At 54.0% G+C, this 20,095-nt stretch carries 17 protein-coding genes and 1 pseudogene; 14 read left to right on the forward strand and 4 right to left on the reverse strand.

The genetic code is table 11. The features are described from left to right. Nucleotides 1-30 precede the first annotated feature (30 nt). Both focA and ycaO read right to left on the reverse strand, forming a co-directional pair. Complete coding sequence (gene focA / locus AQ981_RS17825; RefSeq protein WP_058913095.1) at nucleotides 31-888, reverse strand: formate transporter FocA; 858 nt, start codon at nucleotides 886-888, stop codon at nucleotides 31-33. A 399-nt stretch (nucleotides 889-1,287) separates the two neighbouring features. After that, on the reverse strand, nucleotides 1,288-3,057 hold the full coding sequence (gene ycaO / locus AQ981_RS17830; RefSeq protein ID WP_058913096.1) for a 30S ribosomal protein S12 methylthiotransferase accessory factor YcaO: 1,770 nt from the start codon (nucleotides 3,055-3,057) through the stop codon (nucleotides 1,288-1,290). A 298-nt stretch (nucleotides 3,058-3,355) separates the two neighbouring features. Here ycaO and AQ981_RS17835 point away from each other — a divergent pair, with 298 nt between their 5' ends. The 7 genes and pseudogenes from AQ981_RS17835 to AQ981_RS28455 form a co-directional block, all read left to right on the forward strand. Continuing rightward, complete coding sequence (locus AQ981_RS17835) at nucleotides 3,356-4,048, forward strand: DUF421 domain-containing protein (RefSeq protein ID WP_058913097.1); 693 nt, start codon at nucleotides 3,356-3,358, stop codon at nucleotides 4,046-4,048. Nucleotides 4,049-4,210: 162 nt separating this feature from the next. Beyond that, the gene (serC, locus tag AQ981_RS17840; RefSeq protein ID WP_058913098.1) at nucleotides 4,211-5,296 is read left to right on the forward strand and encodes a 3-phosphoserine/phosphohydroxythreonine transaminase; all 1,086 of its coding nucleotides are present in this window, start codon (nucleotides 4,211-4,213) and stop codon (nucleotides 5,294-5,296) included. Between the two features lie 75 nt (nucleotides 5,297-5,371). Further along, a complete protein-coding gene (aroA, locus tag AQ981_RS17845) occupies nucleotides 5,372-6,658 on the forward strand; it encodes a 3-phosphoshikimate 1-carboxyvinyltransferase (RefSeq protein WP_058913177.1) in 1,287 nt (428 codons plus the stop codon). Between the two features lie 187 nt (nucleotides 6,659-6,845). Continuing rightward, nucleotides 6,846-7,529, forward strand: a complete 684-nt coding sequence (gene cmk, locus AQ981_RS17850) for a (d)CMP kinase (protein ID WP_058913099.1) — start codon at nucleotides 6,846-6,848, stop codon at nucleotides 7,527-7,529. A 115-nt stretch (nucleotides 7,530-7,644) separates the two neighbouring features. Further along, nucleotides 7,645-9,318: a 30S ribosomal protein S1 gene (rpsA, locus tag AQ981_RS17855; RefSeq protein WP_058913100.1), complete on the forward strand. Its 1,674-nt coding sequence runs from the start codon at nucleotides 7,645-7,647 to the stop codon at nucleotides 9,316-9,318. Between the two features lie 240 nt (nucleotides 9,319-9,558). Further along, on the forward strand, nucleotides 9,559-9,843 hold the full coding sequence (gene ihfB / locus AQ981_RS17860; protein WP_058913101.1) for an integration host factor subunit beta: 285 nt from the start codon (nucleotides 9,559-9,561) through the stop codon (nucleotides 9,841-9,843). Nucleotides 9,844-10,133: 290 nt separating this feature from the next. Continuing rightward, nucleotides 10,134-10,538, forward strand: a pseudogene (locus tag AQ981_RS28455) (DUF4131 domain-containing protein); the annotation flags it as partial. A 134-nt stretch (nucleotides 10,539-10,672) separates the two neighbouring features. Here the strand turns inward: AQ981_RS28455 and AQ981_RS28170 are convergent. Next, complete coding sequence (locus tag AQ981_RS28170) at nucleotides 10,673-11,005, reverse strand: hypothetical protein (protein WP_058913102.1); 333 nt, start codon at nucleotides 11,003-11,005, stop codon at nucleotides 10,673-10,675. 261 nt (nucleotides 11,006-11,266) lie between these two features. Between AQ981_RS28170 and AQ981_RS17870 the strand changes: the two genes are divergently transcribed. The 7 genes from AQ981_RS17870 to AQ981_RS17900 all read left to right on the forward strand — a co-directional run bounded on the left by AQ981_RS17870 (nucleotide 11,267) and on the right by AQ981_RS17900 (nucleotide 19,221). After that, entirely contained in the window at nucleotides 11,267-12,976 is a 1,710-nt protein-coding gene (locus AQ981_RS17870) for a DNA internalization-related competence protein ComEC/Rec2 (protein WP_161969174.1), read from the forward strand. A gap of 36 nt (nucleotides 12,977-13,012) precedes the next feature. Beyond that, entirely contained in the window at nucleotides 13,013-14,761 is a 1,749-nt protein-coding gene (msbA, locus tag AQ981_RS17875) for a lipid A ABC transporter ATP-binding protein/permease MsbA (protein ID WP_058913104.1), read from the forward strand. After that, nucleotides 14,758-15,735: a tetraacyldisaccharide 4'-kinase gene (lpxK, locus tag AQ981_RS17880; RefSeq protein WP_058913105.1), complete on the forward strand. Its 978-nt coding sequence runs from the start codon at nucleotides 14,758-14,760 to the stop codon at nucleotides 15,733-15,735. Before msbA ends, lpxK begins: the two co-directional genes overlap by 4 nt. 45 nt (nucleotides 15,736-15,780) lie before the next feature. After that, nucleotides 15,781-17,007: a winged helix-turn-helix domain-containing protein gene (locus tag AQ981_RS17885; RefSeq protein ID WP_058913106.1), complete on the forward strand. Its 1,227-nt coding sequence runs from the start codon at nucleotides 15,781-15,783 to the stop codon at nucleotides 17,005-17,007. A 54-nt stretch (nucleotides 17,008-17,061) separates the two neighbouring features. Beyond that, a complete protein-coding gene (ycaR, locus tag AQ981_RS17890) occupies nucleotides 17,062-17,244 on the forward strand; it encodes a protein YcaR (RefSeq protein ID WP_058913107.1) in 183 nt (60 codons plus the stop codon). Continuing rightward, nucleotides 17,241-17,987, forward strand: coding sequence for a 3-deoxy-manno-octulosonate cytidylyltransferase (gene kdsB, locus AQ981_RS17895; protein ID WP_058913108.1), 747 nt, complete (start codon nucleotides 17,241-17,243; stop codon nucleotides 17,985-17,987). The genes ycaR and kdsB overlap by 4 nt, the downstream gene beginning before the upstream one ends. Before the next feature lie 340 nt (nucleotides 17,988-18,327). Beyond that, a complete protein-coding gene (locus tag AQ981_RS17900) occupies nucleotides 18,328-19,221 on the forward strand; it encodes a YcbJ family phosphotransferase (RefSeq protein ID WP_058913109.1) in 894 nt (297 codons plus the stop codon). Here AQ981_RS17900 and elyC read toward each other — a convergent pair. After that, a complete protein-coding gene (elyC, locus tag AQ981_RS17905) occupies nucleotides 19,201-19,977 on the reverse strand; it encodes an envelope biogenesis factor ElyC (RefSeq protein ID WP_058913110.1) in 777 nt (258 codons plus the stop codon). The genes AQ981_RS17900 and elyC overlap by 21 nt on opposite strands. Nucleotides 19,978-20,095: the final 118 nt, after the last annotated feature.

The following is a 20,095-nucleotide window of genomic DNA, read 5'->3' on the forward strand; positions in this document are numbered from 1 at the left end:
GGATTTTTTATTTACTGCCTGAGAAAACCATCAGTGATGGTTATCGCCACGCAGGTAAATGACCCAGTATGTCAACCCAACCAGTAAACCACCGCCGATAATATTGCCGATCGTGACCGGAATCAGATTGTCGGTGATGAAGTTCATAACAGTCAGGTGAGAAAAACTTTCCGGAGTGGCGCCTGTTGCGGCCCAGAACTCCGGACTTGCAAAATGACGAATGACAATCCCCATCGGGATCATAAACATGTTTGCGATGCTATGTTCGAAGCCGCTGGCAACAAACATCGCGACCGGAAGAATCATGATGAACGACTTGTCCATCAGGCTACGGCCAGAATAGCTCATCCATACCGCCAGGCAGACCATCAGGTTGGCCAGAATCCCCAGGGCGACGGCTTCAATAAAAGTATGGTGCAATTTGTGGTCTGCGGTTTGTAGAACATTCAGTCCCCAGCCGCCATTGGCGGTCATATACTCACCAGAAAGCCACATTAGCAGAACAAAAAGGAGTGCGCCAATCAGGTTGCCGACATAAACGTTAAGCCAGTTGCGGCCCAGTTGCCCCCAGCTAATACGACCGCTGGCTTTCGCCACCACAATCAGTACGGTGGAGGTGAACAGGTCGGCGCCGCAGACAACGCAAAGAATCAGCCCTAACGAGAAGCAGGCGCCGCCAATTAATTTAGCGATGCCGTACGGCATACCGGCGGTACCCGTGGTGGCGGTAATATAGAAGACGAAGGCAATTGAGATAAAAACGCCGGCGGTAATCGCCAAATAAAACGTCGTCAACGGATGTTTCGTTGCTTTATAAACGCCAGCTTCTTCGGCCACTTTGGCCATGGCTGCTGGAAGTAACAGATCAAAAGGGTTGTCAGCTTTCACACTAACTCTCTCTTTGCTAATTCGGCGACGAGATACTAACAAAGCATTATAGAGGATAATTTGATGTAGATCATATCCCGCCTGGCTAATGGGCCTGAAAACAGTGGTGTTTTTGGCTGTTTTCAGATTAACTTTTTGATTTTTTTGATAAAAATAAATTTTAAAAATTATTATATGTGTTGAATTTGTGCGTTGGGTCTCCCTTATGAATAGTTAATAAATAACGAATAATGCTGAATTCAGGTAACAATTAATTGCCGGGTAGATATAATTATTCACCCATGGTTAACCTGATATTTACATTTAAAAAATTGCATCTGTAATAAAATTACGGAGCAATGAAATTGCTCCGTAATATAGCCGATACCGCTGGTATTCGCCTGGGGTATTAATGCGATCTTAGCGATTTTCTTCCTGCCAGCGCGCTTTAGCTTGCTGCAACTTCTGGTAAGCGGCCAGTAAGGATTGATGGGCCGGGAAAGCGCTCAAATCGTCACCCGGCGCCTGCAGGCCGTAAAACGGCGTTTCGCCGCTCAGGGCTGCCTGAGCGTCGGCAACAGTCTGTGCGCCGTACATGCGGTTAAACGCGCGCAGATATTGGCTGGGATCGCGATCTTCTTCCTGAGTCAATAACAGGAGCGTCTGCAGGCAGCGGTAATAATTTTCGCGCTCGGACGTAAAGACTGAACTGTTGAACTCCATGGTCCATTCTGTCCAGATCAGCGCCTGTTCCAGGTCTCCGCCGGCCAGCGCCAGCATCGCTTTTAGTTCACCGATGCGCAGCGTGTACCAGCCGTTATCTTTACCGGTCGCCAGACCAAGCAGTTCCCGGACGCGAGTGAAATCGTCATGGCCTTCTTCATCAAGTTGGGCGATCAGCGCCAGATACTGCTCTTTTTCCCAACGGCTTGCCGGCAACTGAAGCAGGGTGCTGCGCAAATGGCTGCCCATATTGTTATTCGCCAGCCATAGATCTTCCGCCGGGTAGATGTCGGACATACCTGGTACCAGAATACGGCAGGCGTAAACATCAAGATGTTCATAGTCAGCGATATAAACTTCCTGGCCTTCGGCGCGGAAGATATCCATCAGGGTGGTAAATTCCTGTTGTGTGGTGCCGGAGAAGCTCCAGTCTACAAAAGGATAGTCGGCGTCGTGCTTAAACAGATCCCAGGAGATCAGGCCGCTGGAATCAATAAAGTGAGTTTCCAGGTTGGCATGTTCGGCGACTTCTTCATCATCAAAAGTCGGCGGTGTGAAGACGTCCAGATCTTTCAGGCTACGCCCTTGCAGCAATTCGGTGACGGTACGCTCCAGCGCAACGCCAAAATCCGGATGGGCGCCGAAGGAGGCGAAACAGGTGCCGTTAGCCGGGTTGAACAGCACGACGCAGATAACCGGGTAGTGACCGCCCAGCGAGGCATCATAGGCGAAAATCGGGAAACCTTCTTGTTCCAGTTTAGCAATAGCTTCCACCACGCCAGGGTAACGGGCCAGCACACTGTCGGGAATTTCCGGCAGACTGATGCATTCGGCGGCGATGATGCGGTTTTTGATATGGCGTTCGAACACTTCTGACAGCGCCTGAACCCGCGCTTCGCTGGCGGTGTTGCCCGCAGACATGCCGTTAGAAACGTACAGGTTACCGATGATATTCATCGGAATATAGACGGTGTGCTGATCTGACTGACGGGTAAATGGCAAAGCGCAGATCCCGCGATCGTCATTGCCAGACTGCAGATCGACCAATTGGCTGGCGGTAAGTTCGCCCTCAGGATCGTAAAAGGCGCGCAGACCGACGTCCAGTATCCCCTCCGGGAGTTGGTCGTCTTCGGGAATGGGGAACCATTTCTCATTGGGATAGTGGACAAAGGGGCCATTGGCAATGGTGTCGCCGAGCCAGAAATCCGCGAAGAAGTAGTTGGTGGAGAGGCGCTCAAAATACTCACCCAGCGCTGAGGCCAGCGCCGCTTTGCGGGTGGCGCCTTTGCCGTTGGTAAAGCACAGCGCGCACTCTTTATCATGAATATGGACTGACCAGACATGTGGAACCGGGTTCAGCCAGGAGGCTTCTTCAATCTGAAAACCCAGCTTTTGTAATTTTTGCTGGAAGCGAGCGATGGAATCTTCCAGTGCGGCATCTTTGCCGGGAATAAATGTTTGCGTCATGAGGTTCACTTTTGGCGTACGTAAAGCGCGCAATGATACGGTTTTTTATGCGGGCAGGCTATGACTCATTCCAGTGCCAGGATCGCGGCGCAGACCGCAATAACAGTAAGGATTAAACGGGGTTATTGCTGACTGGTTGAATCCCGTCAGTCGGGGGTTTTTTAGCGCATAAAATGGTGACTCGCTGTGTGATGAAACTCTCCGCGGGTCGTCAGCGCAGCGCGGCTTTTTTGGGCTACGGCGAAAAAGGCTTTCTGATTCTATGCTTAGAAAAAATGAATTACCTGGAAGGCATAAAATGAAAGCGTTTGACTGGCAGCGTATGGCGCTGGACAAAGTTCCGGTGGATTTTCTCTGGGAAGTGGCGTTACGCAGCCTGTATACCTTTGTGCTGGTTTTTCTGTTTCTGAAGATTGCCGGCCGCCGCGGTGTTCGCCAGATGTCGCTGTTTGAAGTGCTGGTGATTCTTACTCTGGGGTCTGCCGCCGGAGATGTGGCCTTCTACGATGATGTCCCAATGCTGCCTGTGCTGGTGGTCTTTATTACTCTGGCGCTGTTGTATCGTGGTGTGATGTGGCTGATGGCGCACAGCGAAAAGCTGGAAGATTTACTCGAAGGGAAACCGATCATTGTGGTCAGGGACGGGGAACTGGCCTGGGAGAAGCTCGGCGCGGAAAATATGACGGAATTCGAGTTTTATATGGAACTGCGGCTCAACGGGGTGGAGCAACTGGGTCAGGTCCGGCTGGCGATTCTGGAAACCAACGGTCAGATCAGTATCTATTTTTACCCGGATGAGCAGGTTAAGCCCGGGCTGCTGATTCTGCCGGAATTTGAGAATCGGCGCGTTCAGGTGGCGGCGCGCGATGGTCTGTACGCCTGCATACGCTGCAGTAAAGTGCTGCATCTGCATGTCGGGGAGCGTCGCTTGTGTCCGCGCTGCGCAAATCCGCAATGGGCGCTGGCCAGTGAGGCAAAGCGAATTACCTGACAGGCTATTTGTCGGTTCGGGCGGCGATATCCATGATAATCTGTGGTGTGATTTGGCGCACAATCTGCCTCTGGTCAGGATTAGCCGTTGCAGCCTCCGCGAGTGAATGATAAAACCGATAGCCACAGGAAAAACTTATTGGTTGATGTGTGGTGAGGGGAAATGACTCAGGTCTACAATTTTAGCTCCGGCCCGGCAATGCTGCCGGCTGATGTACTCCGCCAGGCTCAGGAAGAGCTGTGCGACTGGCATGGCTTAGGCACTTCGGTGATGGAAATCAGTCACCGAGGCAAAGAGTTTATTCAGGTTGCGGAAGAGGCGGAAAAAGATTTTCGCGATCTGCTGAATATTCCGCAGAATTACAAAGTTTTATTCTGCCACGGCGGTGGGCGAGCGCAGTTTGCCGCGTTACCTCTGAACCTCAAAGGCGACAAGACAGTCGCTGACTATGTGGACGGCGGTTACTGGGCCGCCAGCGCTGTCAAAGAAGCCAGAAAATACCTGACGCCGAATGTCATTGATGCGAAAATTACCATTGATGGCAAACGCGCGCTGAAACCAATGCGCGAATGGCAATTGTCGGATAACGCCGCCTATTTGCACTATTGCCCGAATGAAACCATCGACGGTATCGCTATTGATGAGACCCCGGATTTCGGCGACGCCATTGTTACCGCTGACTTTTCCTCCACAATCCTGTCGCGCCCAATCGACGTTAGCCGGTTTGGCGTGATTTATGCCGGCGCCCAGAAAAATATCGGGCCTGCCGGTCTGACGCTGGTGATCGTTCGTGACGATCTGCTCGGCAAAGCCAGCGAGGCGTGCCCGTCGATTCTTGACTACAGCGTGCTGGACGCTAATGACTCCATGTTCAATACGCCGCCGACCTTTGCCTGGTATCTGTCGGGTCTGGTCTTTAAGTGGCTGAAAGAGCAGGGCGGCGTGGCGGTGATGGATAAAATCAATCAACAGAAAGCTGAACTGCTGTACAGCGTGATTGATAACAGCGACTTCTACCGTAACGATGTCGCGACGGCGAATCGCTCACGCATGAATATCCCGTTCCAGTTGGCGGACAGCGCGCTGGATAAAGTGTTCCTCGAAGAGTCGCTGGCCGCCGGTCTGCATGCGCTGAAAGGCCATCGGGTAGTGGGCGGTATGCGTGCTTCTATCTACAACGCAATGCCGGTGGAAGGCGTTAAAGCGTTAACCGACTTTATGGTCGATTTTGAGCGTCGCCACGGGTAATCCCTGACGATGGACTTCCCCGTGGCGCCGCGCCGCGGGGTTTTTATTCTGTTTTGTTGCGAGTATTTTTCCCCTATGCAGGAATCCCTGACACTACAACCTATTGCACAGGTTAACGGTACCGTTAACCTTCCCGGTTCAAAAAGCGTGTCTAACCGTGCGCTGTTGCTGGCCGCGCTGGCGCAGGGCACCACAACGCTGACCAATTTGCTGGACAGCGACGATGTCCGTCACATGCTCAATGCGCTTAAGTTACTGGGCGTACATTATACCCTGTCTGACGATCGCACCTGCTGTGAAGTGATCGGCGTCGGTGGGCCGCTGCAGGCTGGCGGCGCGCTGGAACTGTTTCTTGGTAACGCCGGAACGGCGATGCGCCCGCTGGCGGCGGCGCTGTGTCTGGGGAATAACGATATTGTGCTGACCGGCGAACCGCGCATGAAAGAGCGCCCTATTGGGCATCTGGTCGATGCGCTGCGCCAGGGCGGCGCGCTAATTGACTATCTTGAGCAGCAAAATTATCCGCCGTTACATATTCACGGCGGGTTTAACGGCGGTGAAGTCGAGGTGGACGGTAGTGTATCGAGCCAGTTTTTGACTGCGCTGTTGATGACGGCGCCGCTGGCCGGGCAGGACACCACGATTACGATTAAAGGCGAGCTGGTATCAAAGCCTTATATTGATATTACGCTGCACCTGATGAAAACATTTGGTATTGACGTGGAAAATCAACACTACCAGCGTTTTGTCGTCCGTGGCGGTCAGCAGTATCGCGCCCCCGGGCATTACCTGGTCGAGGGAGATGCTTCATCCGCCTCGTATTTCCTGGCCGCTGCGGCGATTAAAGGCGGTACTGTAAAAGTGACCGGGGTGGGACGCAACAGCGTCCAGGGCGATATCCATTTTGCCAGCGCGCTGGAAAAAATGGGCGCCGTTATTACCTGGGGCGACGACTTCATCGCCTGCACTCGCGGCGAACTGAAGGGCATTGATATGGATATGAACCATATCCCGGATGCGGCGATGACGATTGCCACCACCGCACTGTTTGCCGAAGGGACCACGACGCTGCGTAACATCTACAACTGGCGCGTTAAGGAGACCGATCGTCTGTCCGCCATGGCGACTGAACTGCGTAAAGTAGGGGCGCAGGTTATTGAAGGTGAAGATTTCATCACCATTACGCCGCCGCAAAAACTGAATTATGCACAGATTGGCACCTATAACGATCACCGTATGGCGATGTGTTTTTCGTTGGTAGCGCTGTCGGATACCCCGGTAACGATTCTCGATCCTAAGTGTACCGCCAAGACCTTCCCTGACTATTTTGAGCAACTGGCCCGCATCAGTACCCCGGCCTGATAGCGCCGCCGCATCGTCAGGTGCGGCGCCGCCTGTTTCCGCGCCTCAGGCGTTTGCGCAAATCTTCTACACTCAATAACGAATCTTCGGATATTTCCCGGCAATGGTAACAGTCTGGCGTGATGCTGCGTATAATGCACGACGTTCACGTTATGGCCAGCCATTATCATTAATGAAGGAGAAGCAAATGACGGCATCCGCTCCGGTAATAACCATCGATGGGCCTGGCGGCGCAGGTAAAGGCACTTTGTGTAAGGCGATGGCTGAAGCGCTGCAGTGGCACCTGCTGGACTCCGGCGCAATTTATCGCGTTCTCGCGCTGGCCGCGCTGCATCATCAGGTTGATTTGCAGTCGGAAGATGCGCTGGCGCCGCTGGCGGCCCATCTTGATGTGCGCTTTATCACCCGTAGTGGAAATCTGGAGGTGATTCTGGAAGGTGAGGATGTCAGTAATGAGATTCGCACCCAGGAAGTGGCGAATGCGGCTTCACAGGTTGCCGCGTTTCCCCGGGTTCGTGAGGCGCTGCTGCGCCGCCAGCGCGCATTTCGCGAGGCACCCGGGCTTATTGCCGATGGTCGGGATATGGGAACGGTTGTCTTTCCCGACGCGCCGGTGAAAATTTTTCTTGATGCCTCTGCCGGGGAACGTGCACGCCGGCGCATGCTAGAGTTGCAGGAAAAGGGCTTTAGTGTTAACTTTGAGCGCCTTTTGGCCGAGATAAAAGAACGCGACGATCGCGATCGTAATCGCGCCGTGGCGCCGCTGGTGCCGGCAAGTGATGCATTAGTGCTGGATTCCACCGACCTGTCTATCGAGCAGGTGATTGAAAAAGCGCTACAATATGCGCGCCATAAATTGGCTGGCGCATAATAATAGCCACCGAATTTGTAGTACCCCGCTGCAAGGGATTGGCGGCGGGTATGTGAAACAACCCCATCCGGCATGAAGCCAGGTGGACGTTAATTTAACCTTCTGAAGATTAAACATGACTGAATCTTTTGCTCAACTATTTGAAGAATCCTTAAAAGAAATCGAAACCCGCCCGGGTTCCATCGTTCGTGGCGTTGTTGTTGCTATCGACAAAGATATCGTACTGGTTGACGCTGGTCTGAAATCTGAGTCCGCCATTCCGGCAGAGCAGTTCAAAAACGCCCAGGGCGAGCTGGAAATTCAGGTTGGTGACGAAGTTGATGTCGCTCTGGATGCAGTAGAAGACGGCTTCGGCGAAACCCTGCTGTCCCGTGAAAAAGCTAAGCGTCACGAAGCCTGGATCACGTTGGAAAAAGCTTACGAAGATGCTGAAACTGTTACCGGTGTTATCAACGGCAAAGTTAAGGGCGGCTTCACTGTTGAGCTGAACGGTATTCGCGCGTTCCTGCCGGGTTCCCTGGTAGACGTTCGTCCGGTGCGCGACACGCTGCACCTGGAAGGTAAAGAGCTTGAATTCAAAGTCATCAAGCTGGACCAGAAGCGCAACAACGTTGTTGTTTCTCGTCGTGCGGTTATCGAGTCCGAAAACAGCGCAGAGCGCGATCAACTGCTGGAAAACCTGCAGGAAGGCATGGAAGTTAAAGGTATCGTTAAGAACCTCACTGACTACGGTGCATTCGTTGATCTGGGCGGCGTTGACGGCCTGCTGCACATCACTGATATGGCCTGGAAACGCGTTAAGCATCCGAGCGAAATCGTCAACGTGGGCGACGAAATCACTGTTAAAGTGCTGAAGTTCGACCGCGAGCGTACCCGTGTCTCCCTGGGCCTGAAACAGCTGGGCGAAGATCCGTGGGTAGCTATCGCTAAACGTTATCCGGAAGGTACTAAACTGACTGGCCGCGTGACCAACCTGACTGACTACGGCTGCTTCGTTGAAATCGAAGAAGGCGTTGAAGGTCTGGTACACGTTTCCGAAATGGACTGGACCAACAAAAACATCCATCCGTCCAAAGTGGTTAACGTTGGCGACGTAGTGGAAGTTATGGTTCTGGATATCGACGAAGAACGTCGCCGTATCTCTCTGGGCCTGAAGCAGTGCAAAGCTAACCCGTGGCAGCAGTTCGCTGAAACCCACAACAAGGGCGATCGCGTTGAAGGTAAGATTAAGTCTATCACTGACTTCGGTATCTTCATCGGCCTGGACGGTGGGATCGACGGTCTGGTTCACCTGTCTGACATCTCCTGGAACGTGGCTGGCGAAGAAGCCGTTCGCGAGTACAAGAAAGGCGACGAAATCGCTGCCGTTGTACTGCAGGTTGACGCAGAGCGTGAGCGTATCTCCCTGGGCGTTAAGCAACTGGCGGAAGATCCGTTCAACAACTGGGTTGCACTGAACAAGAAAGGCGCAATCGTAAACGGTAAAGTGACTGCTGTTGACGCGAAAGGCGCGACTGTAGAACTGGCCGACGGCGTTGAAGGTTACCTGCGTGCTTCTGAAGCATCCCGTGACCGCGTTGAAGATGCGACTCTGGTTCTGAGCGTAGGCGACGATGTTGAAGCTAAATTCACCGGTGTAGATCGTAAGAACCGTGCAATCAGCCTGTCTGTTCGTGCTAAAGACGAAGCTGACGAGAAAGATGCCATCGCTTCTGTTAACAACAAGCAGGAAGACGGTAACTTCTCTAACGCAATGGCTGAAGCGTTCAAAGCAGCTAAAGGCGAGTAATAGCAAGTATTCTGAGCCATTCGCGCTGTACCAGTGCGGCATGCCTGCTAAATCCCGGTCGCTGATATCAGTCAGCGACCGGGGTGTTCAGGACAGGCTACACAGTTCTGGTCGCAATGATGAGGAACAACTTGACAGATTACAGGTTTCGTCCTGTAATCAAGCACAAAGGGCGGCTGAGGCTGCCCTTGTCGATGATAGCTGTAAGACAAATTTTCCTGAAAGGAAACCGGAGGAGTTATGACCAAGTCAGAGCTAATAGAAAGACTTGCCACTCAGCAATCTCATATCCCTGCGAAGGCGGTGGAAGATGCGGTTAAAGAGATGCTGGAACATATGGCCTCTACACTTGCCAAAGGCGAGCGTATTGAAATCCGGGGTTTTGGCAGTTTCTCCTTACACTATCGCGCGCCTCGCACCGGGCGTAACCCGAAAACCGGCGATAAAGTGGATCTGGAAGGTAAATACGTTCCGCACTTTAAACCAGGTAAAGAGTTACGTGACCGCGCCAATATTTATAGCTAAGTCTGAGTATTTAGAAAAAACGGCATTCGTAAAGGATGCCGTTTTTTTTTGTGCTCTGGCGCGGTTTTCCGGGCTATGTCGGGAATAAATAATAGCCTGGTGTAATTCATGAAAATACCTTTCGGGCCCTCTCGCAACGTCGACTTTTTGACCCTGTCTTTATCGGTGTAATCGCGGCATACTCCCGGCAATCGGGAGATAATGTCATGAATATCGTGCGTGTCAGCGGATGCCTGATCTTAGGCATGACGCCATTACTGTGGCTGCCGGTGTTGCCTGCGCCACGTCTTATGCCGTGGTGCGTCGCTGGCGCGCTGTTGCTGCTGGCGATTCCTGACCGGAAATGTCGCTATGCTGGCATCACCGTACTGGCATTTTGCTGGGGCGCTTTGTCAGCGCATCAGGTTGTCTGGCCTGTACAACACCTCAGCAAGAAGGAGTCCGTTGAGGCGCTTATTATGCAAACCGACGGCGATACCCGGCACCGAATCCATATTATCCGTCGACATGGGCGCTGGGTTTTTCCCGCCATTGCCGTGGAACTGATTGGAAGCGCTTTTCCTTTGCCAGTCTGTATCGGGCAGAGATGGCAACTGGCTCTAACCCTGAGGCCGGTGCACGGGCAGTTGAATGATGGGGGTTTTGATCGCCAGCGCTATATGCTGGCGCAGGGGATTGTGCTGCAGGGCCGCATAGCGAATGCCCGATTAATTCATGGGGAGTGTGGATGGCGTGCCAGATATATCTGCCCGGTAGTGAAAAAAGAAATTCAGCCTCAGCTTTCAGAGAGTGGGCAGAGGCACGCCTCTGCCCTGACGGCTCACGACTCTTATGCGTGGGCGGCCTGGATAAAGCCTTTCCAGTCCTTACCGGCATTGCTGACGAAACCCGACCAGCTATTGCCAGCCGTTTGTACAAAGCCATTCCAGTTAGTAGCACTTTCCGTGACAAATGTTTCCCAATTCACCTGTCCAGTGACAAATTTGCCAAAGCCCAGGGCGCCATTAGCCACGAAGCCTGCAAAGGCTGCGCCGGCGGTGGCGACAAAAGAAGCGAAACCAGCGCCTGAATTGAAAACAAAACTGGAGAACCCGGTAGCGGCGCCGATAAGATTAAAACCACCAGATATACTGTTCATATCATTTATATCTAATACTTTCATTTTATTATTTCCCCGTTAAATTAAAGAAGCTTTTCAGGCCAGACCTGAATCAGACATATTACCAGTATTGTAAATGGTGAAATAGATGTGTTGACATGGTGAGTGATATTATGAGGGGTTTTCCAGGTGATTAATTTCTAATTAATATAAAAATCCTGGAGTGTTAAGTTTTATCTATTTATTTCTTTCTGGTTTATAACGTATTTCACTAATTCCTTCGGGGAAATATAAAATAAAATGTATGGCAATACTACATCCTGTTTGAGTTCAAGAATCGCTGAGTTACCCTGGCGGGATATTTTGCTGGCGCTCGGGTTTGGCGAGCGCGGCTCTATAGATCCGGCTATTAGCCTGCTGATGCGCGATACCGGAATTGCTCATTTAATGGCCATCTCCGGATTGCATATTGGTATGTCCGGCACTTTGGGGTGGTTACTGGCGCGAGCGCTGCAGTTTGGGTTGCCGGAAAAGTATATTAACTATCGTCTGCCTGTCTACTGTGGAGTGCTGTTTACCGCAGCCTATACTGTTATCTCGGGGGCAAGTCCGCCAGCGGTAAGGACATTTATCTCCATTACTATTACACTGGCTCTGCGCCTTACTGGTAAAAACTGGCATAGCTGGCAAATATGGATGGTTTGTATTGCCGTAATTCTTTTTATAGATCCTTTAACTATTTTGTCGGAAAGTTTCTGGCTGTCGGCATTTGCCGTCGCCACTCTGATATTCTGGTTTCAATGGCTGCCTGGATATTCCACCCGCACGCTGTGGCGGTTACCGCTTGCCTTAGTTCATCTGCAGTTTGGTATTGGATTTCTCCTGTTGCCGCTTCAGATATTGTTATTTCACGGTGCCAGTCTGACATCGCTGCCTGCTAACTTAATTGCCGTTCCGGTCATTTCTTTTATTACGGTGCCGCTGATACTGGCAGGCATTATGGTCGAACTGACCGGGTGGCGTCTGGCGGAATTTGGCCTCTGGTATCTGGCGGATCGCTCGCTGGAACTGGTTTTCAGGGTGCTTGCCGCATTACCTGAAGGGTGGCGTGAGGGTGATAGCCGGTTACAGTGGTTGGGATATTTACCCTGGCTGATGGTTGTCTGGTGGCGCTGTCGGCACTGGTTATGCAGTCACTTCATTATTCCTGTCGCTACGGTGTTACTGGCATTGCCGTTCTGGCCGCGTAAGTCGCAGGGCGAGTGGTCTGTCCATATGCTGGATATCGGCCAGGGACTGGCGGTGGTTATTGAGCGTGCCGGCAAGGCGTTGCTCTATGATACCGGCCATGCCTGGCCGGGCGGGGACAGCGCGAAACAAACGATCATCCCCTGGCTGCGCTGGCATCACCTGGAACCGCAGGGCATTATTTTGAGCCATAATCATCTGGACCATAGCGGTGGGATGAAAAGCCTATTGCAGGCATGGCCACACCTCCAGGTGCGCAGTAGCGTTGCCTCGCCCGGGTGGTTGCCCTGTAGCGCCGGGCAGCGCTGGCGCTGGCAGGGGCTGCAGTTTACCGTCCACTGGCCGCCAGACAACTATACTGGCCTTGAGAATAATCGTTCCTGTGTTGTGAAAGTAAGCGATGGCCGGTTCAGTATGCTGCTAACCGGTGATATTGAATCCGCGGGAGAGCTGGCATTGCTGCGTAACGCCACGCAGGCGCTAAACGCCGATGTGTTGCAGGTGCCTCATCACGGTAGCCGCACCTCTTCCAGTTCCGCTCTGCTGAGTGCGGTGCGGGGGAAAACGGCGCTGGCATCAGTATCCCGCTATAATGCCTGGCGGTTACCTTCTCGCCCGGTGGTCCGGCGTTATCGGCAGCAGGGATATCACTGGTACGATACCGCTAACTCCGGGCAACTAACGGTGAATTTTTCATCAGGTGATTGGCAAATAAAGGGATTACGTGAGCATATTTCACCGCGCTGGTATCATCAGCGGTTTGGCGAGCCTGATGATAAAGGGTAGAATATGCGGCTATTTCAACAAGTGCTGGTTTTTTGAATGCATAACGACAAAGATCTCTCCACGTGGCAGACCTTCCGCCGCCTCTGGCCGGTGATAGCCCCTTTCAAAACAGGTCTGATTGTGGCTGGGGTAGCGTTAGTCCTCAACGCGGCCAGCGATACTTATATGCTATCGCTACTTAAACCATTACTGGATGATGGTTTCGGTAAGACAGATCGCTCAGTGCTGCTATGGATGCCGCTGGTGGTCATTGCTCTGATGATCTTGCGTGGGGTAACCAGTTACATTTCGAGTTACTGCATCTCCTGGGTTTCCGGGAAAGTGGTGATGACCATACGTCGCAACTTATTCAACCATATGATGGGGATGCCGGTTGCTTTCTTTGACAAACAGTCAACCGGAACTTTGCTTTCCCGCATCACCTATGACTCTGAGCAGGTAGCCTCTTCCTCCTCCAGCGCCCTGATTACGGTGGTGCGTGAAGGGGCATCGATCATCGGCCTGTTCATCATGATGTTTTATTACAGCTGGCAGCTTTCGCTGATCCTGATTGTTCTGGCGCCAGTGGTCTCTTTTGCGATTCGCATCGTGTCAAAGCGTTTTCGCAATATCAGTAAGAGTATGCAGAACACCATGGGGCAGGTGACGACCAGCGCAGAGCAGATGCTTAAAGGTCACAAAGAGGTACTGATTTTCGGCGGCCAGTCGGTTGAGGCAGAGCGTTTCGCCAAAGTCAGTAATCAGATGCGCCGTCAGGGGATGAAGATGGTCTCGGCGTCGTCAATCTCCGATCCCATCATTCAGTTGATTGCCTCTCTGGCGCTGGCGTTTGTTCTGTATGCCGCCAGTTTTCCCAGCGTGATGGAAACCCTGACCGCCGGGACGATTACCGTGGTGTTCTCCGCAATGATAGCCCTGATGCGTCCGTTGAAATCGCTGACTAACGTCAATGCTCAGTTCCAGCGTGGGATGGCCGCTTGTCAGACGCTGTTCAGTATTCTGGATTCCGAACAGGAAAAAGATGCCGGAACCCGGGTGATCGAACGTTCGAATGGCGATATCGAATTCCGCAACGTCACTTTCACCTATCCGGGCAGAGACACGCCCGCGCTGCGTAACATTAATCTGACGATTCCGGCCGGTAAAACAGTTGCCCTGGTGGGGCGCTCGGGATCGGGAAAATCGACCCTCGCCAGCCTGATCACCCGCTTCTATGACATCGACAGCGGTGAAATCGTGATGGATGGCCACGATCTGCGTGAATACACCCTGGCATCGTTGCGTAATCAGGTGGCGCTGGTTTCCCAGAATGTCCATCTGTTCAATGACACCATCGCTAATAATATTGCCTATGCGCGCACTGAGCAGTACAGCCGCGAGGAGATTGAACAGGCCGCCCGCATGGCCTACGCCATGGACTTTATCAATAAAATGGACCACGGCCTTGATACTGTGATTGGCGAGAACGGCGTGTTGCTTTCCGGCGGCCAGCGGCAGCGCATCGCAATTGCCCGCGCGCTGCTGCGCGACAGCCCGATCCTGATTCTCGATGAGGCCACGTCGGCGCTGGATACCGAATCGGAACGCGCGATTCAGTCCGCACTGGACGAACTGCAAAAAAACCGTACTTCGCTGGTCATTGCGCACCGTCTGTCGACTATTGAACAGGCCGATGAGATTGTGGTAGTAGAAGACGGGCGTATTGTCGAACGGGGTTCGCATGCGCAATTGCTGGCGCAGGGCGGTGTGTATGCGCAGTTACATAAAATGCAGTTTGGCGAATGATCGAGCGTATCTGGTCCGGTCAATCGCCGCTGTGGCTACTGCTGCTGCCGTTGTCCTGGCTGTATGGTCTGGTCACGGCACTGATTCGCCTCAGCTATCGTCTGGGGCTGCGTAACAGCTGGCGGGCGCCGGTCCCCGTGGTGGTGGTTGGCAATCTGACTGCCGGCGGTAACGGAAAAACGCCGGTGGTTATCTGGCTGGTGGAGCAGTTACAGCGGGCTGGTATCCAGGTCGGTGTGGTTTCCCGCGGCTACGGTGGGAAAGTCGCAAGCTATCCGCTGGTGCTGGATACCCGCACCACTACCGCCCAGGCCGGCGATGAACCCGTACTCATTTTTCAGCGTACCGGCGCGCCGGTGGCGGTAGCGCCGCAGCGCAGCGCAGCGGTACAGGCTTTACTGGCGGCTTCGCCGCTCCAAATCATCATTACCGACGATGGGCTGCAGCACTATGCGCTGGCTCGTGACAAAGAGATTGTGGTGGTGGATGGCGAACGCCGTTTTGGCAACGGATGGTGGTTGCCGGCAGGGCCAATGCGCGAACGAGCCGGGCGACTTAAATCAGTGGATGCGGTGATCGTTAACGGCGGCGTCCCTCGCGCCGGGGAAATTGCTATGCGGCTGGCGCCGGGCCAGGCGGTTAATTTGAAAACCGCGGCTATCTGCCCGGTGGCGGATCTGGAACACGTGGTGGCCATCGCCGGGATTGGTCATCCGCCGCGTTTTTTCGCTACGCTGGAAAGTTGCGGGTTGCATCCGGAAAAGACAGTGGCCCTGGCCGATCATCATGCGCCGCAAAAAGCGGAACTTACAGCGCTGCTGGCTCCCGGCCAGTCGCTGTTAATGACCGAGAAGGACGCTGTAAAATGCCGCGCCTTTGCTGATGAAAACTGGTGGTATTTGCCGGTAGAGGCCCATCTCTCCTCCCCCGAAGGGGAGGAACTTCTGTCGCAATTGCGTGCTCTGGTGCGCTAGCGTTTATCCGGCGCGCGCCTGAGTTCCTGAACAACGGGAAGTGCCATGCCAGCCATTAAACTGACGCTCCGCCATGCCAGAAATCTCCACCTTGCCGCCCAGGGTCTGTTACGCCCGCCGCGTCGCGCCGCCCTTCGGGAAGATATTCCGGCGGCGGTGGCGCGTATGTCTCTGTTGCAGATCGATACCATTAATATTGTGGCGCGCAGTCCGTATCTGGTGCTATTTAGCCGGCTGGGAAATTATTCGCCGCAGTGGCTGGATGACGCGCTGGCCGCCGGGGAATTATTTGAATACTGGGCCCATGAGGCCTGTTTTCTGCCGCGTCAGGATTATGCGCTGGTGCGCAACCAGATGCTGCATCCGGAGGCGCTGGGCTGGAAATATCGGGCTGAGTGGATGGCGCAGCACGCCGCCGAGATTGACCAGCTATTGCTGCATATCCGGGAAAATGGCCCGGTCAGGTCTGCTGACTTTGAGCATCCTGAAAAGGGCGCCAGCGGCTGGTGGCAGTGGAAGCCGCATAAACAGTATCTTGAGGGGCTGTTTACCGCTGGCAAAGTAATGGTGGCGGAACGGCGCAATTTTCAGCGTATCTATGATTTAACAGAGCGGGTAATGCCCGAATGGGATGACGAACTGCACTTGCTGAGCGATGAACAGGCCCGGGAGCGCATGTTGCGTAACAGCGCCGCCAGCCTTGGCATCTTTCGCCCGGGGTGGCTGGCCGACTATTATCGGTTACGCCATGTCGATATCAAATCCCGGCTACCGCGCTGGCAGGAAGAGGGGATTGTCATACCGGTTGAGGTACAGCATCTCGGGGAAATGTGGCTGCATCACAGCCTGTTGCCCCAGCTTGAAGCGGCGCTGTCCGATAAGCTGAATGCGACCCGCACCTGTGTATTGTCGCCGTTCGATCCCGTGGTCTGGGATCGGCGGCGTGCGGAGCAACTGTTTAATTTTAGCTATCGGCTGGAATGCTATACCCCGGCGCCAAAGCGCCAGTACGGTTACTTTGTATTACCGCTGCTGCATCGCGGTGAGCTGGCAGGGCGTATGGACGCTAAAATGCACCGTAAAACCGGCGAGCTGGAAGTCATCAGTGTATGGCTGGAAGAAAACCAGCGATCGACGCCGCGTCTTGCCGATGCGCTGATGGGCGCTATCGGGGATTTCGGGCGCTGGCAGGGGGCGACGGTCATCCGCTGCGGGCGTTTGCCTCAGAGTCTGGCCGCGCTGTGGGGCGAAGGTTGGGAAATCGCGCGGTAACCGCCAGGGCATGTGCTATTCTGGAGCCGTTTTCGGATGTTGTCAGGAGGATCTATGGATCATCGTTTACTTGAGATTGTGGCTTGCCCGGTGTGTAACGGTAAGTTGTATTTTAATCAGGAAAAACAGGAGCTTATCTGCAAAGTGGATGCGCTGGCTTTTCCTCTGCGCGACGGGATACCCGTACTACTGGAAAATGAAGCGCGCGCGCTCACCGCAGAAGAGACCAGACCATGAGCTTTGTGGTAATAATTCCGGCGCGCTACGCCTCAACCCGGCTGCCAGGAAAACCGCTGAAGGATATCAACGGTAAGCCGATGATTGTCCACGTGCTGGAACGCGCCAGAGAGTCGGGCGCCGGGCGGGTGATCGTAGCGACTGACCATGCTGAAGTGGCGAAAGCCGTAGAAGCGGCGGGCGGCGAGGTGTGTGTTACCCGGCCCGATCACCAGTCCGGTACCGAACGTCTGGCGGAAGTGGTGGATAAATGCGCTTTTGCCGATGATACGCTGATCGTTAATGTGCAGGGCGATGAACCGATGATTCCCCCCGCCATTATTCGCCAGGTGGCGGAAAACCTCGCCCGGGTGGATGCCGGTATGGCGACCCTGGCGGTACCGATCGACACTGCTGAAGAGGCGTTTAACCCGAATGCGGTGAAAGTGGTGCGCGATCGGCAGGGTTTTGCGCTCTATTTTTCGCGTGCAACCATTCCCTGGGATCGTGATCGCTACGCGCAATCCCGCGATGTCGTTGGCGATACGCTGCTGCGGCATATCGGGATTTACGGCTATCGGGCCGGTTTTATCCGTCGCTATATTAACTGGGCGCCGAGCCAACTGGAGCAAATCGAAATGCTGGAGCAGTTGCGCGTGCTGTGGTACGGCGAAAAAATTCATGTTGATGTTGCGCTACAAGTGCCCGGCGTCGGTGTGGATACGCCGGAAGACCTCCAGCGGGTTCGCAAGGCAATGCGTTAAGCGCTCTGGCGGGCGCCATGAAACTGAGGCCGCCGAAGGCGGCCTGAAACGGATAACAAACTTCACTCCGGCCGCTTCCTTCCCGGCCATCGGCAATATAACCGGCTAATTCCGGTGATTTTCGCTGGCGAATTTCACAGTCAGAAAACAACCTTTTGCTGGTTTGCCTGGCGCTTTTGAGCGTCAGCATTGAGCGTTATATAGGCCCCAGCCATTTCTGAAAGCGTGCTGGCTTCCGGTGATTTTACGGATATCCATCGTGATATTGATCTGATGCGATGACATCCGCCCGGCAGGCGCTCATTATAAAAAGATCGGTGTTGAGCTGGGGACAAAAAATATGGAGCAACTGCGTGCGGAGTTGAGTCATTTGCTGGGGGAGAGACTGAGTCGTCTGGAATGTATCAGCGAAAAACCGGATTCCACGCTATGGGCACTGTATGACAGCCAGGGAAACCCGATGCCTCTACTGGCGAAAAGCTTTGCCACTCGCGGCATTGCCGCGCAACTGGCATGGAAAATGTCGATGCTGGCCCGCTCCAGTACGATCAGGCTACCGGTGATTTATGGCGTGGTCACGCACGAAGAGTCGAGCGGTCCGGATGTGCTGTTGATGGAGCGGCTGCGCGGCGTATCGGTTGAGGCGCCAACCCGTACTCCGGAACGCTGGGAACAGTTACGAGAGCAAATCGTCGAGGGATTACTTTCCTGGCATCGGGTAGACAGCGGTCATTGTGTGGGGACGGTAGACAGTACCCAGGAAAATCGCTGGCCCGCCTGGTATCGCCAGCGGGTTGAAGTGTTGTGGAGTACGCTCAACCAGTTCAAAAATACCGGCCTGACGATGAAGGACAAGCGCATGCTATTCCGTACCCGGGAATGCCTGCCGCAACTGTTTGACGACTTTAATGACAACTGCGTCCTGGTGCACGGTAATTTTACCCTGCGCAGTATGCTGAAAGATCCGCGCACCGATCAATTGCTGGCGATAGTGAATCCCGGCATGGTGCTGTGGGCGCCCCGCGAATATGAATTGTTTCGTCTTTGGGAGCAGGGGCAGGCGGAAAGCCTGTTCTGGTGTTATCAGCAGCGTGCGCCGGTATCGGAATCATTTCTCTGGCGGCGCTGGCTGTATGTGATGTGGGATGAAGTGGCGCGACTGGTGGAAAGCGGTCGCTTTAACCGCCGCGCGCTGGATGCCGCCACCGAAGGATTACTCCCCTGGATCGCCTGATACACCTTTCAGGCGCTGCCAGATCCGCCCAAGGGTTTCATAACCCACCCGCTCGCTGTGCATCAGCCACAGCGGTGAAGGCGTTATCCGCTCCCAGGGATTGAGCGGCGAGTCAATCGCCAGTTGGTTAGCCGGCGCCGCTATCGGCCTCAGTCCCTGATGCTGAAAGAAAATCATCGCCCGTGGCAGGTGAGACGCTGAAGTCACCAGCAGGAAAGGGGCATCGCCGATGGTCTGCGCCACGGCCGCCGCCTCTTCTTCGGTGTCTTTCGGCGTGTCGAGGGCAATAATATCCGCACGTGGTACCCCCAGGCTTTCAGCCACTCTGGCGGCGACTTCCGCGCTGCTGACCGGATTTGTTCGCGCCCGGGCGCCGGTAAAAATCATTTTTGCCCCAGGGTTGGCGTGCCAAAGGCGGATCCCTTCCGCTACCCGGGGCAGGCTGTTATTGAGCAGGTTAGAACTCGGCGCCCAGTGGGGATTCCAGGTATAGCCGCCGCCGAGCACCACGATATAGTCAATTTTCTCACCGCCCTGCCAGGTGGGGTAGCTATCTTCTATTGGTCTGAGCAGCCGATCGGCTACCGGCTGGAGGCTAAGCAGTAAAAGTGCCAGCCAGGCACCGGTGAGCAACGCTTTGCCCGTTTTTTGCCAGCGCGTAAACCACAGTAATGCAATTGCCGCTCCAATAAGCAGCAGCAGGAAAGGAAGAGGTAACATCAGTGCGCCGAGATACTTCTTAAGGGCGAAAAGCATCGAAACTGGTTCCTTTTTTAACCATACAGCAGGGAATAAAGCCTGATATTACACCACAAGGGTTCAATATCCCTCAGGCTGTGACAAAATAGCGCTTTTGCTGAAACAGTGCCTCACG

Origin of the sequence: Entomohabitans teleogrylli (genome assembly GCF_001484765.1) — a bacterium.
GTDB classification, from domain to species: Bacteria; Pseudomonadota; Gammaproteobacteria; order Enterobacterales; family Enterobacteriaceae; genus Entomohabitans; species Entomohabitans teleogrylli.

Bases quoted from the DNA above. Each gene is read 5' to 3' on its own strand.
- elyC (WP_058913110.1), bottom strand. From the start codon at position 19,977: ATGCTTTTCGCCCTTAAGAAGTATCTCGGCGCACTGATGTTACCTCTT.
- rpsA (WP_058913100.1), top strand. From the start codon at position 7,645: ATGACTGAATCTTTTGCTCAACTATTTGAAGAATCCTTAAAAGAAATC.
- msbA (WP_058913104.1), top strand. From the start codon at position 13,013: ATGCATAACGACAAAGATCTCTCCACGTGGCAGACCTTCCGCCGCCTC.
- ycaR (WP_058913107.1), top strand. From the start codon at position 17,062: ATGGATCATCGTTTACTTGAGATTGTGGCTTGCCCGGTGTGTAACGGT.
- aroA (WP_058913177.1), top strand. From the start codon at position 5,372: ATGCAGGAATCCCTGACACTACAACCTATTGCACAGGTTAACGGTACC.
- AQ981_RS28170 (WP_058913102.1), bottom strand. From the start codon at position 11,005: ATGAAAGTATTAGATATAAATGATATGAACAGTATATCTGGTGGTTTT.
- kdsB (WP_058913108.1), top strand. From the start codon at position 17,241: ATGAGCTTTGTGGTAATAATTCCGGCGCGCTACGCCTCAACCCGGCTG.
- AQ981_RS17885 (WP_058913106.1), top strand. From the start codon at position 15,781: ATGCCAGCCATTAAACTGACGCTCCGCCATGCCAGAAATCTCCACCTT.
- cmk (WP_058913099.1), top strand. From the start codon at position 6,846: ATGACGGCATCCGCTCCGGTAATAACCATCGATGGGCCTGGCGGCGCA.
- lpxK (WP_058913105.1), top strand. From the start codon at position 14,758: ATGATCGAGCGTATCTGGTCCGGTCAATCGCCGCTGTGGCTACTGCTG.
- AQ981_RS17835 (WP_058913097.1), top strand. From the start codon at position 3,356: ATGAAAGCGTTTGACTGGCAGCGTATGGCGCTGGACAAAGTTCCGGTG.
- AQ981_RS17900 (WP_058913109.1), top strand. From the start codon at position 18,328: ATGGAGCAACTGCGTGCGGAGTTGAGTCATTTGCTGGGGGAGAGACTG.
- serC (WP_058913098.1), top strand. From the start codon at position 4,211: ATGACTCAGGTCTACAATTTTAGCTCCGGCCCGGCAATGCTGCCGGCT.
- ihfB (WP_058913101.1), top strand. From the start codon at position 9,559: ATGACCAAGTCAGAGCTAATAGAAAGACTTGCCACTCAGCAATCTCAT.
- ycaO (WP_058913096.1), bottom strand. From the start codon at position 3,057: ATGACGCAAACATTTATTCCCGGCAAAGATGCCGCACTGGAAGATTCC.